General features: G+C 35.9%; 14 protein-coding genes. 12 read left to right on the top strand and 2 right to left on the bottom strand.

Going from position 1 to position 12319, the window contains the following annotated elements; translation table 11 throughout:
- Positions 1-77: 77 nt before the first annotated feature.
- A complete protein-coding gene (locus tag LKD42_RS14190) occupies positions 78-611 on the bottom strand; it encodes a helix-turn-helix domain-containing protein (protein WP_248836078.1) in 534 nt (177 codons plus the stop codon).
- Between the two features lie 210 nt (positions 612-821).
- Between LKD42_RS14190 and LKD42_RS14185 the strand changes: the two genes are divergently transcribed.
- From LKD42_RS14185 to LKD42_RS14145, 9 genes are all read left to right on the top strand, one after another.
- Positions 822-1013, top strand: coding sequence for a helix-turn-helix domain-containing protein (locus LKD42_RS14185; RefSeq protein WP_009243123.1), 192 nt, complete (start codon positions 822-824; stop codon positions 1011-1013).
- Between the two features lie 13 nt (positions 1014-1026).
- Positions 1027-2079 (top strand): site-specific integrase, encoded by a 1053-nt coding sequence (locus LKD42_RS14180; protein ID WP_248836077.1) that lies wholly within the window; start codon positions 1027-1029, stop codon positions 2077-2079.
- A gap of 19 nt (positions 2080-2098) precedes the next feature.
- Positions 2099-2269, top strand: a complete 171-nt coding sequence (locus tag LKD42_RS14175; protein ID WP_009243121.1) for a hypothetical protein — start codon at positions 2099-2101, stop codon at positions 2267-2269.
- Positions 2270-2456: 187 nt separating this feature from the next.
- The gene (locus tag LKD42_RS14170; RefSeq protein ID WP_248836076.1) at positions 2457-3131 is read left to right on the top strand and encodes a CHC2 zinc finger domain-containing protein; all 675 of its coding nucleotides are present in this window, start codon (positions 2457-2459) and stop codon (positions 3129-3131) included.
- Entirely contained in the window at positions 3076-4413 is a 1338-nt protein-coding gene (locus tag LKD42_RS14165; protein ID WP_248836075.1) for a virulence-associated E family protein, read from the top strand. Before LKD42_RS14170 ends, LKD42_RS14165 begins: the two co-directional genes overlap by 56 nt.
- A 117-nt stretch (positions 4414-4530) precedes the next feature.
- Positions 4531-4758, top strand: coding sequence for a DUF5348 domain-containing protein (locus LKD42_RS14160; RefSeq protein WP_117753950.1), 228 nt, complete (start codon positions 4531-4533; stop codon positions 4756-4758).
- A 243-nt stretch (positions 4759-5001) separates the two neighbouring features.
- Positions 5002-6417, top strand: coding sequence for a plasmid recombination protein (locus LKD42_RS14155; RefSeq protein ID WP_283095024.1), 1416 nt, complete (start codon positions 5002-5004; stop codon positions 6415-6417).
- 4 nt (positions 6418-6421) lie between these two features.
- Positions 6422-6796 carry a TnpV protein gene (locus tag LKD42_RS14150; RefSeq protein WP_248836073.1) on the top strand — a complete coding sequence of 125 codons (375 nt, stop codon included), beginning with the start codon at positions 6422-6424 and terminating at the stop codon, positions 6794-6796.
- Between the two features lie 110 nt (positions 6797-6906).
- Positions 6907-7635 carry a TRM11 family SAM-dependent methyltransferase gene (locus LKD42_RS14145; protein WP_248836079.1) on the top strand — a complete coding sequence of 243 codons (729 nt, stop codon included), beginning with the start codon at positions 6907-6909 and terminating at the stop codon, positions 7633-7635.
- Between the two features lie 58 nt (positions 7636-7693).
- Here the strand turns inward: LKD42_RS14145 and LKD42_RS14140 are convergent, their stop codons facing one another.
- A complete protein-coding gene (locus tag LKD42_RS14140) occupies positions 7694-8557 on the bottom strand; it encodes a DNA adenine methylase (protein WP_248836072.1) in 864 nt (287 codons plus the stop codon).
- Between the two features lie 85 nt (positions 8558-8642).
- Here LKD42_RS14140 and LKD42_RS14135 point away from each other — a divergent pair, with 85 nt between their 5' ends.
- Genes LKD42_RS14135 through LKD42_RS14125 form a run of 3 tightly spaced genes read left to right on the top strand, consistent with a single transcriptional unit; the run spans position 8643 to position 11631 of the window.
- Complete coding sequence (locus tag LKD42_RS14135; protein WP_118540533.1) at positions 8643-8876, top strand: helix-turn-helix domain-containing protein; 234 nt, start codon at positions 8643-8645, stop codon at positions 8874-8876.
- Complete coding sequence (locus LKD42_RS14130; RefSeq protein WP_248836071.1) at positions 8863-9663, top strand: DUF7687 domain-containing protein; 801 nt, start codon at positions 8863-8865, stop codon at positions 9661-9663. The genes LKD42_RS14135 and LKD42_RS14130 overlap by 14 nt, the downstream gene beginning before the upstream one ends.
- A gap of 60 nt (positions 9664-9723) precedes the next feature.
- Positions 9724-11631, top strand: a complete 1908-nt coding sequence (locus tag LKD42_RS14125; RefSeq protein ID WP_248836070.1) for a DUF262 domain-containing protein — start codon at positions 9724-9726, stop codon at positions 11629-11631.
- Positions 11632-12319 lie beyond the last annotated feature (688 nt).

Here is a 12319-nt window from a genome sequence, read left to right as displayed (position 1 = left end):
TTAACCGCAGAAACCGCTGTTAAGCCGCCATAATTATCATAGAAGATCTAAATTTACAGAAAAAATTTCACACCGTCTTAAGTCAGATCATACGTCTTAATGTCATTACCTTCAGTGCCCTTCTTAACGATGGTATGACAACCTATCGTAGTTCCCATGGCACGTAGTTTCCATTCTTCTTGGGTAGCGTTGAGCTTATCCAGTTCTTCTTGTCTTTTATCTTTATCTTCAATAGCTAATATTTCAGCTTTTTCCTTTTCATAGACATTTTTAAATTGACACCATTTCCTGAAAAAGTCCTGCATTGTAGGATTATCGAACGTCAGTGAAACCTTCTGATCAGGTGTCTCAGCAAGTGAGAGATTCACTGAATCATCAATAGAAAACAACAGGGAGAGTACATCTCCGACTGTTTCAATATTAAAATCCAGAAAAACACTTACATTTAATCCCAGTGCAGTTGCTATCTTTTCTAACTGATCCGGTTTTGGATTCCGGATTCCCAGTTCATATTTTCTGATCGTTCCTACGTTAATGCCGGACAGCTCGGCTAATTGTATCTGACTGTATCCTCTAAATTCCCGGAATGCCCGGATTTTTTTACCAATCATAATGCTGCCTCCTTAATAATATTTGTGCTTCTATTCTAGCACAAAAGTGAATGATACAAAAGAGTGAGATTTAACAAATTGCCGATACGCAAGCAATAGGTATGGAATGGGAAAAATAAATTCGCAAATGTTTATTGACAAATTCACAAAAGTGAATTATTATAAGAGAACGACGAAAGAGTCACAAAAGTGACTTGAAAGGAGGACAATATGAGAACTAATTATATGATGACTGTTGATGATGTCATGGAAGAATTAGGAGTGAAACGCAGTAAAGCATATTCTATTCTAAAGCAACTCAACGATGAACTGGCAAAAGAAGGATATGTGGCAGTTCGTGGAAAGATTCCACGTCCCTACTGGGAAACAAAATTTTATGGATGCTCTCAGAGAGCAGTATGAGGGAGGATTTAAGATGTCAGCTTACAAAGACAAAACACAGGGAACCTGGTATGTGAGCTTCCGTTATGTTGACTGGACAGGAAAGAAAACGCAGAAGCTGAAAAGAGGGTTCAAGACTAAGAAAGAAGCATTGAATTATGAAAAGGAATTCATAAGAAAAACTGCGGCGGATATGAAAATGGAGATGAACAGTTTTATTCAAGTCTATTTTGAAGATAAAAAGAATGAACTGAAAGAAAATTCAATCCGTAACAAGCAGCACATGATGAACAAGCACATTGTTCCGTATTTTGGAACAAGAAAAATGAATGAAATTACACCGGCAGAGATTATCCAGTGGCAGAACACCATTCAGGAAAAAGGTTACAGCAAGACTTATGAGCGTATGATTCAGAATCAGTTAAATGCACTGTTTAATCATGCACAGAAAATTTACAATCTGAAGGAAAATCCATGTAAGAAAGTAAAAAAGATGGGGAAATCGGATGCAAATAAGCTGGAGTTCTGGACGAAAGCAGAATATGACAGATTTATCGCCGGGATTGAGCCGGGGAGTGAAGATTATCTGATATTTGAAATTCTGTTCTGGACAGGAATCAGGGAAGGAGAGCTTCTGGCATTGAGTCTTTCAGATTTTGATATGAGTGGAAATCTCCTGCATATCAATAAGACATATAACCGGATCAGGAAAAGAGATGTGATTGATACTCCAAAAACAGAGAATTCAGTCCGTACCATTGATATTCCCAATTTTCTTAAGGAAGAGGTGCAGGAGTATGCGAAGAAACATTATGGATTTCCGGAAGATCAGCGGTTGTTCCCGATTGTGGCGAGAACACTGCAGAAACGGCTCAAGAAATATGAAACACTGACCGGTGTAAAACCAATCAGAGTGCACGATATCCGTCACAGCCATGTGGCATATCTGATCTACCAGGGCGTAGAACCACTGATTATCAAGGAAAGGCTGGGGCACAAAGACATTCAGATGACATTGAACACTTATGGGCATCTGTACCCGTCACAGCAGAAAAAAGTTGCTGAGATGCTGGACAATAAACGTTAATACGGAGGAAAAGAAGCAAATGAAAACAAAGAAAGTAGTTGGAAAAATATTTGATGCAATTAACTACAGTAAGAAGCTGAAAATAAGTTCCATTTTACCGGATCGGGATTCAGATTATGTGATTCTTCTTGAATTAGAGGACGGAAGCAAATTTGAAATCATTATTATTCCTACAAGGAGATTTGTGTAAGGAGCAAAAGCTATGACTACTGACAGACAAAAAGAAAAAGCCCAGACAAAATATCTGAGCAAGTTCTCTGATAATCAGATTTACTGATATACCATCTTGACAGATTAAGTATATCACGAATTGATAAACACAACAATTCCCGAATATCTGTTCATCAAAGACTTGCCCGGAGGGGCAGGAGGTAGAAGTGACATTATTTGAACAGGTAAAAGAATGTGTGACAGCCAGACAGGCTGCGGAGCATTACGGGATAAAAGTAAAAAGAAATGGAATGGCGTGTTGTCCGTTTCATAAAGACCGACACCCAAGTATGAAGGTAGATAAAATATATCACTGCTTTGCATGTGGAGTGGGCGGTGATGTGATAGATTTTACAGCAAGGTTATTTGGAATATCACAGTATGAAGCTGCGAAAAAGATGATAGAAGATTTTGGACTGGATATAAAAATCGAAGACAGAAACAAATACAAAAGGACGCACCAAAGCAGGAATACTTTGATATCAAAGAAACCTAAAGTTGTGATGATCAGAGAAAAACTGGAGCAGTGGTTGAAACATGCAACAGACGTGCTGATCAGATATCTGAAATGGATTCAGTTCTGGAAAGAGATTTACAAACCAGAACCAGATGAAGAGTGGCACGAATTATTTACGGAGGCATTGGCAAATGAAAGAAAGATAAATGACTATCTGGACGTGCTGATGTTTGGAACAGGAGAAGAGATTGTAGAGTTTTTCAAGATGAAGAGAAGGGAGGTTGAAAAAATTGAAGAAAGAATTAACGAATATCAGCGAGGAGTCCTTGATGGAATTAGAAGATATTGTGAACGAGGAGATGCTTACAACAGAAGATGTCAATAATATGTTGGAGCATACGGATAAAGGAAGAACAAAGCAGACAATTAGAAATTGTGTAACCGTACTTCAAAATGATCCGGTATTGAAAAAAGCGATTAAACGAAATGAACTTTCTGGAAGAATGGACATTGTAAAAGAGGTTCCCTGGGAGCGGAGGAATAACAGTCCTACGGTTACAGATACTGATGAAAATAATCTGAAGATGTATCTGGAAGAAAATTATGAACTGACAAGTGAGCGTGTGATCAAAGCAGGAATAGATATTGTTTCCAATGAAAATAAATATCACCCAATTAGGGATTATCTGGAGAGTCTGGTCTGGGACGGAATTCCAAGAATAGAAAATATGCTTCCGCATTTTCTGGGAGCAGAAAAGAGCAAATATACAATCGGAGTAATGAAAATGCACATGCTGGCAGCGATTTCAAGAATTTATGAACCGGGAATAAAATATGATATTATGCTGTGTCTGGTTGGAAGCCAGGGAGCCGGAAAGTCCACGTTTTTCAAATATCTAGCGATAAAAGAAGAATGGTTCAGCGACAATCTGGATCATCTGGACGATGAAAATATTTACAGAAAACTGCAGAACCACTGGATTATCGAAATGGGAGAAATGAAGGCAACTATCACAGCAAAGAATATTGAACAGATAAAGTCGTTTCTGAGCAGACAGAAAGAAACTTATAAAGTGCCTTATGAAGTTCACCCGGAAGACAGACCGAGACAGTGTGTATTTTGCGGAACATCAAATGATCTGAATTTTCTTCCTCTGGACAGAACCGGAAACAGACGATTTGCTCCGGTGATGACAGATATGTCGAAAGCAGAAGTTCATATTCTTGACAATGAGGCAGAGAGCAAAGCCTATATCGAACAGGCCTGGGCAGAGGCAATGGTACTGTATCGCCAGGGAAATGTGTTCTTAGGATTTACAAAGGAAATTGAAGAAGAGGCAAAGCGTCTGCAGAAAGAATTTATGCCGGAGGATACCAATGCCGGAATCATACAGGCATTTCTTGATGACTATGATGACGATTATGTATGTACAAGAATTCTGTTCGATGAAGTGCTACATCGAATCGGAGAAATGAAACAGTGGGAAGGTAAAGAAATTGCCAATATTATGAACAATGCGATTGTATGCTGGAAACCACATGGTACACATCGATTCGGAAAGGAATATGGAATACAGCGGTCATGGAAACGGATGGAAGATTCGGTGAAGAAAGATAAAGACGGATTTATAGAAGTACCGGAACAGTTGGAAATACCGTTTGAGTAAAGATTATTGTAAACGATGTAAACGGAACTTGAAGAAAAAACTTAAAACGTTAACTTTTAAAATCTTTTGAACTCCGTTTACAAATTCCGTTTACAGACTGGAAAGGAGCAGAAAATGATGAAACAGGGAAGATTAGGATATAACAGCAGCAATGGTAGATATGGATTATTAGCATCGGATTTATGGATTGATACAGGATTTCACTGTGGAGAAGGACTGGAAGTGTTGGTAGATGATGAATGGGTACAGACCAGAATGGAGATGAATCTGGCAAGAGAATGGTATCTGGTGGGAACGCCTTATTGTGGAGATTTGGAATATGTGCAGGCGAGGATACCAGAATAAACAGATCTATGATCCACTTCGGTCGGTGCAGAACAGACGTCCATAAGGACGTTATGCCCCCGGCAGGGCGCAAGGGGACTTTTGATGGACGGTACGGCTGTCGAAAGTGCTTTTGCGTTACTTTTGACAAAAGTAACAAAACCGCCGTATCCGGCGAAAGTTTCTTAAATATCGCCATGTCTGGCGTAAATAAAAATTATGTGCCATATCTGGCACTCAAACAGAAAAGAGGTGAGAAAATTTATGATGAAACGAACAATCAGTGGCATGATCGGAGCCGGTTCACTGGCTCATAACAGACGGGATTTTGTAGCAGAAAATGTAGATCCGGACAGAGTACAACTGAACATTTGTTATAAGAATGAGAATCTGAAGGAAGTTTATAAAGAGCTGTTTGACGATGCGGTTGAGAGATATAATGTCGGGAAAAGAAAGGACCGGCAGATTGCAAATTATTATGAAAAAATCCGACAGGGCAAACAGGAGAAGCTGTTCCATGAAGTAATATTTCAAATTGGTAATCGTGAGGATATGGCAGTTGGCACGACAGAAGGAGATTTGGCCGTAAGGGTACTGGATGAATATATGAAAGACTTCCAGAAAAGGAATCCGTCACTTCGGGTATTTAACTGCTATCTGCATCAGGACGAAGCTACTCCGCATCTGCATATTGACTTTGTGCCTTATGTGACCAACTGGAAGGGAAAAGGAATGGATACCAGAGTTTCGCTGAAGCAGGCATTGAAAAGTCTTGGATTTCAAGGTGGAAATAAGCATGATACAGAACTGAATCAGTGGATAAATCATGAAAAAGAAGTGCTGGCAGAAATCGCAATACAACATGGAATTGAATGGGAACAGAAAGGCACACATGAAGAGCATCTGGATGTTTACAATTTCAAGAAAAAGGAACGCAAAAAGGAAGTGCAGGAACTGGAGCAGGAAAAAGAAAATCTGACAGCAGAGAATGAAGGCCTGACTTCTCAGATTGCGGACGCAAGGGCAGATATTAAGCTACTGGAAGAAGAAAAAATTCAGTTCCAGAAAGATAAAGAGATAGCGGAAAAACGTGCGGAGAAAGCAGAAACGGAATTGAAAAAACTGGAGGACAGAAGAGAATTCCTGCAACCAGTGATGGATAATGTCAGTAAGGAAATAAAAGAATATGGAATGATTAAAACATTTCTGCCGGAAGCTACAGCATTGGAACGTGCGGTAACTTACCGGGATAAGAAAATAAAACCATTATTCATTGAAATGAAAAACAAAATCGGTGCGATGGCTGCACAGGTGAAAGAACTCACAAGAGAAAGAGATAGTTGGAAAAGTAAGTTTCAGAAGAAAAAGCAAGAGCATGAAAAAACAAAAAAGGAACTGGCAGAAGTTCAGAAAGATTATCAGAAATTGTCTGGTGAGAAAGAAATGCTGCAGGGAATTGCAGACAGGTATAACCGACTTTTACGCATGTTGGGGAAAGATATGGTAGAACGACTGGTGCAGGACGATATCCGGATGCAGACGGAACTTGAAGCGAAAAAACAGAAAGAGCAGATGCCGAAAAAAATAGGTGACCGTATACAATGGGCAAGAGAACGAAGTGAAGAACACAATGCAAAAATTAAGAAGAATAAAGCAAAGTACAGAGGAATGGAGTTGTAAGAATATGAAGAAACAGATTTATGATGAAAAGAACGGACTGAACTACACACTGCATGGAGATTATTATCTGCCAGACCTGGAAATCAATGAGGAAGAACCTACATATGGGAAGTATGGAATAATGCGAAAACAGTTTTTGAAGGAACACAGGAGTGCCAGGTATCAATATCTGGTACTGACCGGGAAACTGACGGAGCATTTGAATCAAATTGATAAAGAGGTCAGAGAAAAAGTTGAGATGTTGGCGGAGCAGATGGCTGAACGGTGGGGCGTTACGGAAGAACTAAAGACGCAGAATCAGATGGAATGGGTGAGAAGGATGAATAATATCAAAGCAAATGCTGAAGAAATAGCATTGAAAGAAATAATATATTTATAATGCAAAAGGAATCTCTGTTCAAATATTTATTGATAATTAATATTTGGATGGAGATTTTTCATGGACAAATAAACAATGTGGAAGTATAATGAGCAAAAAAGAAGGGAGCGATTGTTATAAGAGAAACACCAGAAAGATTCAAATTAGAAGATACAACAATATGGTCTTTTCCTGAAAGGGGAAATTGGGCTACACATTCAGGAAAATACAGAGGGAACTGGTCTCCGTATATTCCTAGAAATATTATTTTGAGGTATTCAAAGAAAAAAGACTGGATACTAGATCAATTCTTAGGCAGTGGCACAACGTTGATTGAAGCAAAGTTATTGGGAAGAAATGCAATTGGCGTTGATATAAATTCTGAGGCTGTCAAATTATCTAACACAAATCTAAATTTTACTTATCAAGAAAAATCAAAAATATTCACCAAACAAGGAAATGCAAACAATTTATCATTTATAAAAGACGAAAGTATAGATCTTATCTGTACTCACCCACCATATGCAGATATTATACGGTATAGTAAAGAAATACCAGGAGATATTTCTCATTTAAAATATGAGGATTTTTTGCAGGAACTGGAACAGATTGCAAAAGAATCATATAGGGTACTAAAAAAGCAAGGAATATGTGCATTTATGATTGGAGATATACGGAAAAAAGGCTATGTGCTACCACTGGGCATGAATTCTATGCAAAAATTCGTTGATGCTGGATTTAAACTTAAAGAAATTATTATAAAAGAACAGCATAATTGCAAAGCTACAGAATATTGGAATAATATAGAAAAAACATTTTTAATGTTGGCACATGAATATATATTCGTGTTGGAAAAATAGAGATATTCACAAAGGAGATACGGGACGAGTGTCGAGTATCTCCTTTGTGAAAAATTATCTACCAAGTAAGAAGCAGTTTATCATGAACAACTTCGTTTTGCATGGTTTGACCAGCGTTTTGCAATCGATCAATCATAGAGGTACCACAGTTAACAAAAATTTCTCTTTCAAATAAATCTATAGGTGGTGTGATAGAAATATCTTTTTTGTTGGATTCACGTGTACCATTGATTGATAACATTACATAAACACCTCTGGCTTTGCATTCAGCTATTTTATTGAATAATGTTTCTATATTGAAAGTTTGAGCACCATAAATAATGCTTTGACTATGAGTATATGGCGGATCACAATAAACTACGTCACTAGGTTGTGCTTTATCCATACATTCTTCAAATGACATAGTTGAAAAAGTCGAGTTTTTTATAAGATCATGCCATAAATCTACTCTTTTTGAAAAGGTTTCTGGCTTGATAGGGTTATGTGGACCTTTGGGAGTGGACATATACCCATCTGCTTTTCGAAAACGAATTATTCCGGAGTAGCATGTACGTGATAGAAGACAGAAATCAAGAGCATTGTGATTGCTATTAAATCTATCTCTAATTTCATTGTATTTATTACTAGGATCTTTATAATAATCTTCAATTTCCTTTGAATAATAATTTTTTATTTGCTGCGGCTCATATTTGACGATATTAAAAATATCAATTAAAAATGGTAAGATATCGCTGGCATATGAATGAGTAAACCTAGGGGTGCTGGTTGTACTGTTTTGGTATAGTAATTGTGCCATTACAGCACCACTCCCCAAAAATGGTTCATAGTAGTTATTAAATTGTTCGGGCATATATGAAATAATGGTTTCGGCAAAGCGTTGCTTATTTCCGATCCACTTTAATAATGCTGGTACTTTGGACATTGCTCAAACCTCACATGTAACTTATAGTCTGTAGACTCAAAGTCTACAGTGCTATTATAATTTAACTAGTTGGAGGTGTCAAGCAATGCAGGAAGAAATACGTGTCGCTTATGGAAAAGCAGTAAGAGCAATACGACAAGATAAGAAAATATCACAAGAAGAGCTAGGCGATTTATGCGGACTACATAGGACATATATAAGTGACATAGAACTTGGTAAGCGTAATGTTTCTTTGGAAAATATAGATAAAATTGCGCATGCATTGCAAGTGAAGAAGTCGGAATTATTTATTGAGGTGGAGCAATATGAAGGCATTTAAGGAATTTAGAAGAGAAGATAAATCGTTTTGGTTTTTTATACGATTTATTAGCGAAAAATTGGGATATTCTAGAAAAGGAATCGTTTTAACTTATACAGTAGAGCAAATAGAGAAATTATGCGACAAAGAGAATATTGAAGTTTCTCCGGATAGAATTAACAAAGCTGTCTTATATTGTAATATGAGAGCTGACTTGTTAAATAATACGATTGAGAAAAATTTGATGGATGTTGATGAGGCTAAGCAGATATTTGAAGAAATGAGAAATAGCGGAAAATATAAATGTAAGCTGATTATGAACAAACAACGTAAAGAGATCAAAAAAGTAAATTATTTTACCGCAATTATTACCATGATAGCAGAAGAAATGCTTGGTGGAGATGAGGAATTTAATCCAGATCCAAGAGGGCTTGTGTATCTGTTGAATAATAGAAAGATCATTGGAGCATCTTCAAGAAGGTTTGATGGAGCATATCCTTCGATTTATAATCCTAAGATAGTGTGGGAAATAAAAGAGTATTATTATTCAAAGTCATTTGGAAGTAGAGTTGCAGATGCTGTATATGAAGCAGAACTTGATGGATATGAATTCAACGAAATATACGATAGAACCGGGCAGCAAGTATATCATGTAATGTTTATTGATAGCCATTATACTTTCTGGGGACAAGGGAAATCCTATTTGTGCAGATTTATTGATACGCTTAATATGGGACTTATAGACGAACTTATCGTTGGAAAAGAAGTTTTGACAAGATGGAGAGAAGTTCTTACGGAGCTTCAGTAAGACTATAGGTGTGAAAATAAAGTACATTTAGAAAAAGTTGTGGACAAAGAGGATAAAATAATGGCATTTGAAGTATTAGATCAAAATATTACCCAGTTGTTTAAAAATGATGATATCTTTTTTATACCAAGATATCAAAGAAATTATGTTTGGAGAGAATTGCACTGGGGACAATTAATAAAAGATATTCGATATTGTGCAGAGGTAACGCCAGACTGGAGTCATTTTATTGGCAGTATGGTATTTGAAAGGAAACAGTCAAGTGGAGGAATGGTTGCCATAATTGATGGACAGCAAAGAATTTTAACACTTCAGATAGTTATTTTTTCGTTGATTTTTTGCTTCAAAAATATGAAGGATAGTACATCCGATACTAACATAAAAAAGCAATGCGATGGTAATATTGCATATTTACAAGATCTGATTATTAATCGTACACTTGGAAATGCTGATAGCATTAAAGTTGAAAATGGATATGAAGAATTTGTTGAATTGAATCAAGATTTGATGGATATATATAAGAGTGATTTAGAAAAGTATCATAATCTTATCGCAAGTCAGCGCAAAGAATCGAGTGTTATTTTAAAAGCTTTTAAGTTTTTTGTGACAGATTTTCAAAAGTTGAATTTTCAAGAACTTGCAACATTAACAAAACAATTTTTGGAGACACGCGTTGTAACGATTTCATCAATGCAGGAAGAAGAAGTATATAATATTTTCGAAATATTGAATGCGCGTGGAGTAAAGTTAAAGCAAATTGAATTGTTAAAAAATTATTTGTTTAAGTACTTAAAGCCTAAATCCCTTTTAGATACATATAAAACTAAATGGGGAGATTTGGAACAGCGATTAGAGAAAGTGGATTTAGATGATTATTATTTACACATGTATCGTTGTTGGCATTACAAAAATAGATTGAAAAAGGAACAATTATTTGAAATTACAAAAGAACAATTGAGAGAAAATAATCAGAAAGATTTACCAAAATTCTTTGATTTTTTTATACAGGGTTCAGAATATTATTATGGAATTGATTCTGTAGTAGGCGATGATATAGAAAAAGAAGTATATGAATATTTTAAATTAAAACGGAATAGGCAGGTAAGATCGGTTTTACTTGCTTTAAAGATGAAATATGCAGAAGAAATATTAGATATAGATAGTTACCATCAATATTTAATGATGTTGCGAAATTTCTGGGTAACATTTAATTTGGACAATGGATCAAGTAATAAAATAGATGGAGACGTTTATATATTATCTAATGAAATTTATAAGTCTAGTGAAAATAGAAGAGTTGAATTTGCAATACTTAAATTTTTAAAGAAATATTCTACATATTACAGTAAAGAAAATGTTTTGGAAAATGGATTAAAAAATATTGTATATTCAAACAAAACTAACAGAAAAAATATTTCTTCAAAGCTATTAGTATATTTTTTGAAACCGCTAGTTTTAGAAGAAGAAATAAATAAATACGCGCAGTATGATTTCTCAAAATTTAATGTAGAACATGTTCTAAATGATGATCCTAATGAAGATGTAAGATATTCTTTAGGAAATTTGCTGGTCTGTCCCGATGAATTAAATGGGGTAATGAAAAATTCTTCTTATGATAAAAAGAAGAATAAATTGTTAGAGAGTAATATTCCCTATTTGGTTAATTTTGCAAAAAAATATGATCGATTTAATGAAAAAAATATAGAAGAGCGAAGTAATGAGGTAATAGCTAGACTGAAAAAAATATATCTTTTATCAAAAGATTTAGTAGAAAAAAATTATAATAATTTGGAGATATTATTTGAACTCAAAAAACAATTGATAAAAGCATTTGGAGAAAACAGCGTATATGTTTCTGCTTTGGAGGAAAAGGGATTAAATCAATTTATTACATATATCTACAAAAATGGTTCGCTTCCAGGAAGTGAAGTAGAAGAAATTAAAAAGATGTTGCCACAGAGTGCGTAATAAGAGCACCTTACATTTGGTGATAACACTATGATAACAAAATCTCCAAAAACCACACGGACACAGCGGAAAATCCGGATTTTCCCACGCAAATCATACGAAAAATCACCATTTGCACACTGCAATACACCAGTCTGATATCGTGAAGGTGGACGTACTGTAGGATCAGGACGTGTTGCTACAATCATCGAGTAATACAATCTGAATATAGATTTGTTATCGTAAGATAACGTTGTGTCCAAACGTAAGATACCCCGGAACCGTAAGGTTTCCGGGGTTTTTCTGTTGAACAGAAGATTAAAATAAGGCTGTAAAGAATAGCGAATAAATTAAAAACAGGCAGGTATGGGAAGAAAATGAAAACCTTCGCATATCTGCCTGTGATACTGTTATGATACTATTTCTGTTCGTTATTGGAAAATTTCTGTGCTAAAAGTTCATCTCGCTTACGGATTCGTGTCTCAAAATCCAGTTCTTCAATTCCTTTATGTGTGAGTGTGAGAGAAGAGATCGCTCTTTTATACTTTTGTATATATTAGAATAGCATTTTAGAAAGCACTATGGTAAAATAAGGTGAAGGTAAATCGGAATTGCAGATTTAGAAAAATTGTTGATTATTCCGGGGCTCTTTGAGCCACCTGTCCGGACTTTGAGAGCCACCATTCTGGAGAATGAGAGCCATATATTC

This window comes from Hominisplanchenecus faecis (assembly GCF_020687205.1).
In the GTDB taxonomy this organism is placed as follows: Bacteria; Bacillota; Clostridia; order Lachnospirales; family Lachnospiraceae; genus Hominisplanchenecus; species Hominisplanchenecus faecis.
This window is presented reverse-complemented; position numbering and strand designations above follow the sequence as displayed.

What these genes read in the sequence shown, in the direction of transcription:
- LKD42_RS14190 (WP_248836078.1), bottom strand. Translation starts at nt 611, where the DNA reads ATGATTGGTAAAAAAATCCGGGCATTCCGGGAATTTAGAGGATACAGT.
- LKD42_RS14185 (WP_009243123.1), top strand. Translation starts at nt 822, where the DNA reads ATGAGAACTAATTATATGATGACTGTTGATGATGTCATGGAAGAATTA.
- LKD42_RS14180 (WP_248836077.1), top strand. Translation starts at nt 1,027, where the DNA reads ATGTCAGCTTACAAAGACAAAACACAGGGAACCTGGTATGTGAGCTTC.
- LKD42_RS14175 (WP_009243121.1), top strand. Translation starts at nt 2,099, where the DNA reads ATGAAAACAAAGAAAGTAGTTGGAAAAATATTTGATGCAATTAACTAC.
- LKD42_RS14165 (WP_248836075.1), top strand. Translation starts at nt 3,076, where the DNA reads ATGGAATTAGAAGATATTGTGAACGAGGAGATGCTTACAACAGAAGAT.
- LKD42_RS14160 (WP_117753950.1), top strand. Translation starts at nt 4,531, where the DNA reads ATGAAACAGGGAAGATTAGGATATAACAGCAGCAATGGTAGATATGGA.
- LKD42_RS14155 (WP_283095024.1), top strand. Translation starts at nt 5,002, where the DNA reads ATGATGAAACGAACAATCAGTGGCATGATCGGAGCCGGTTCACTGGCT.
- LKD42_RS14150 (WP_248836073.1), top strand. Translation starts at nt 6,422, where the DNA reads ATGAAGAAACAGATTTATGATGAAAAGAACGGACTGAACTACACACTG.
- LKD42_RS14140 (WP_248836072.1), bottom strand. Translation starts at nt 8,557, where the DNA reads ATGTCCAAAGTACCAGCATTATTAAAGTGGATCGGAAATAAGCAACGC.
- LKD42_RS14135 (WP_118540533.1), top strand. Translation starts at nt 8,643, where the DNA reads ATGCAGGAAGAAATACGTGTCGCTTATGGAAAAGCAGTAAGAGCAATA.
- LKD42_RS14130 (WP_248836071.1), top strand. Translation starts at nt 8,863, where the DNA reads ATGAAGGCATTTAAGGAATTTAGAAGAGAAGATAAATCGTTTTGGTTT.
- LKD42_RS14125 (WP_248836070.1), top strand. Translation starts at nt 9,724, where the DNA reads ATGGCATTTGAAGTATTAGATCAAAATATTACCCAGTTGTTTAAAAAT.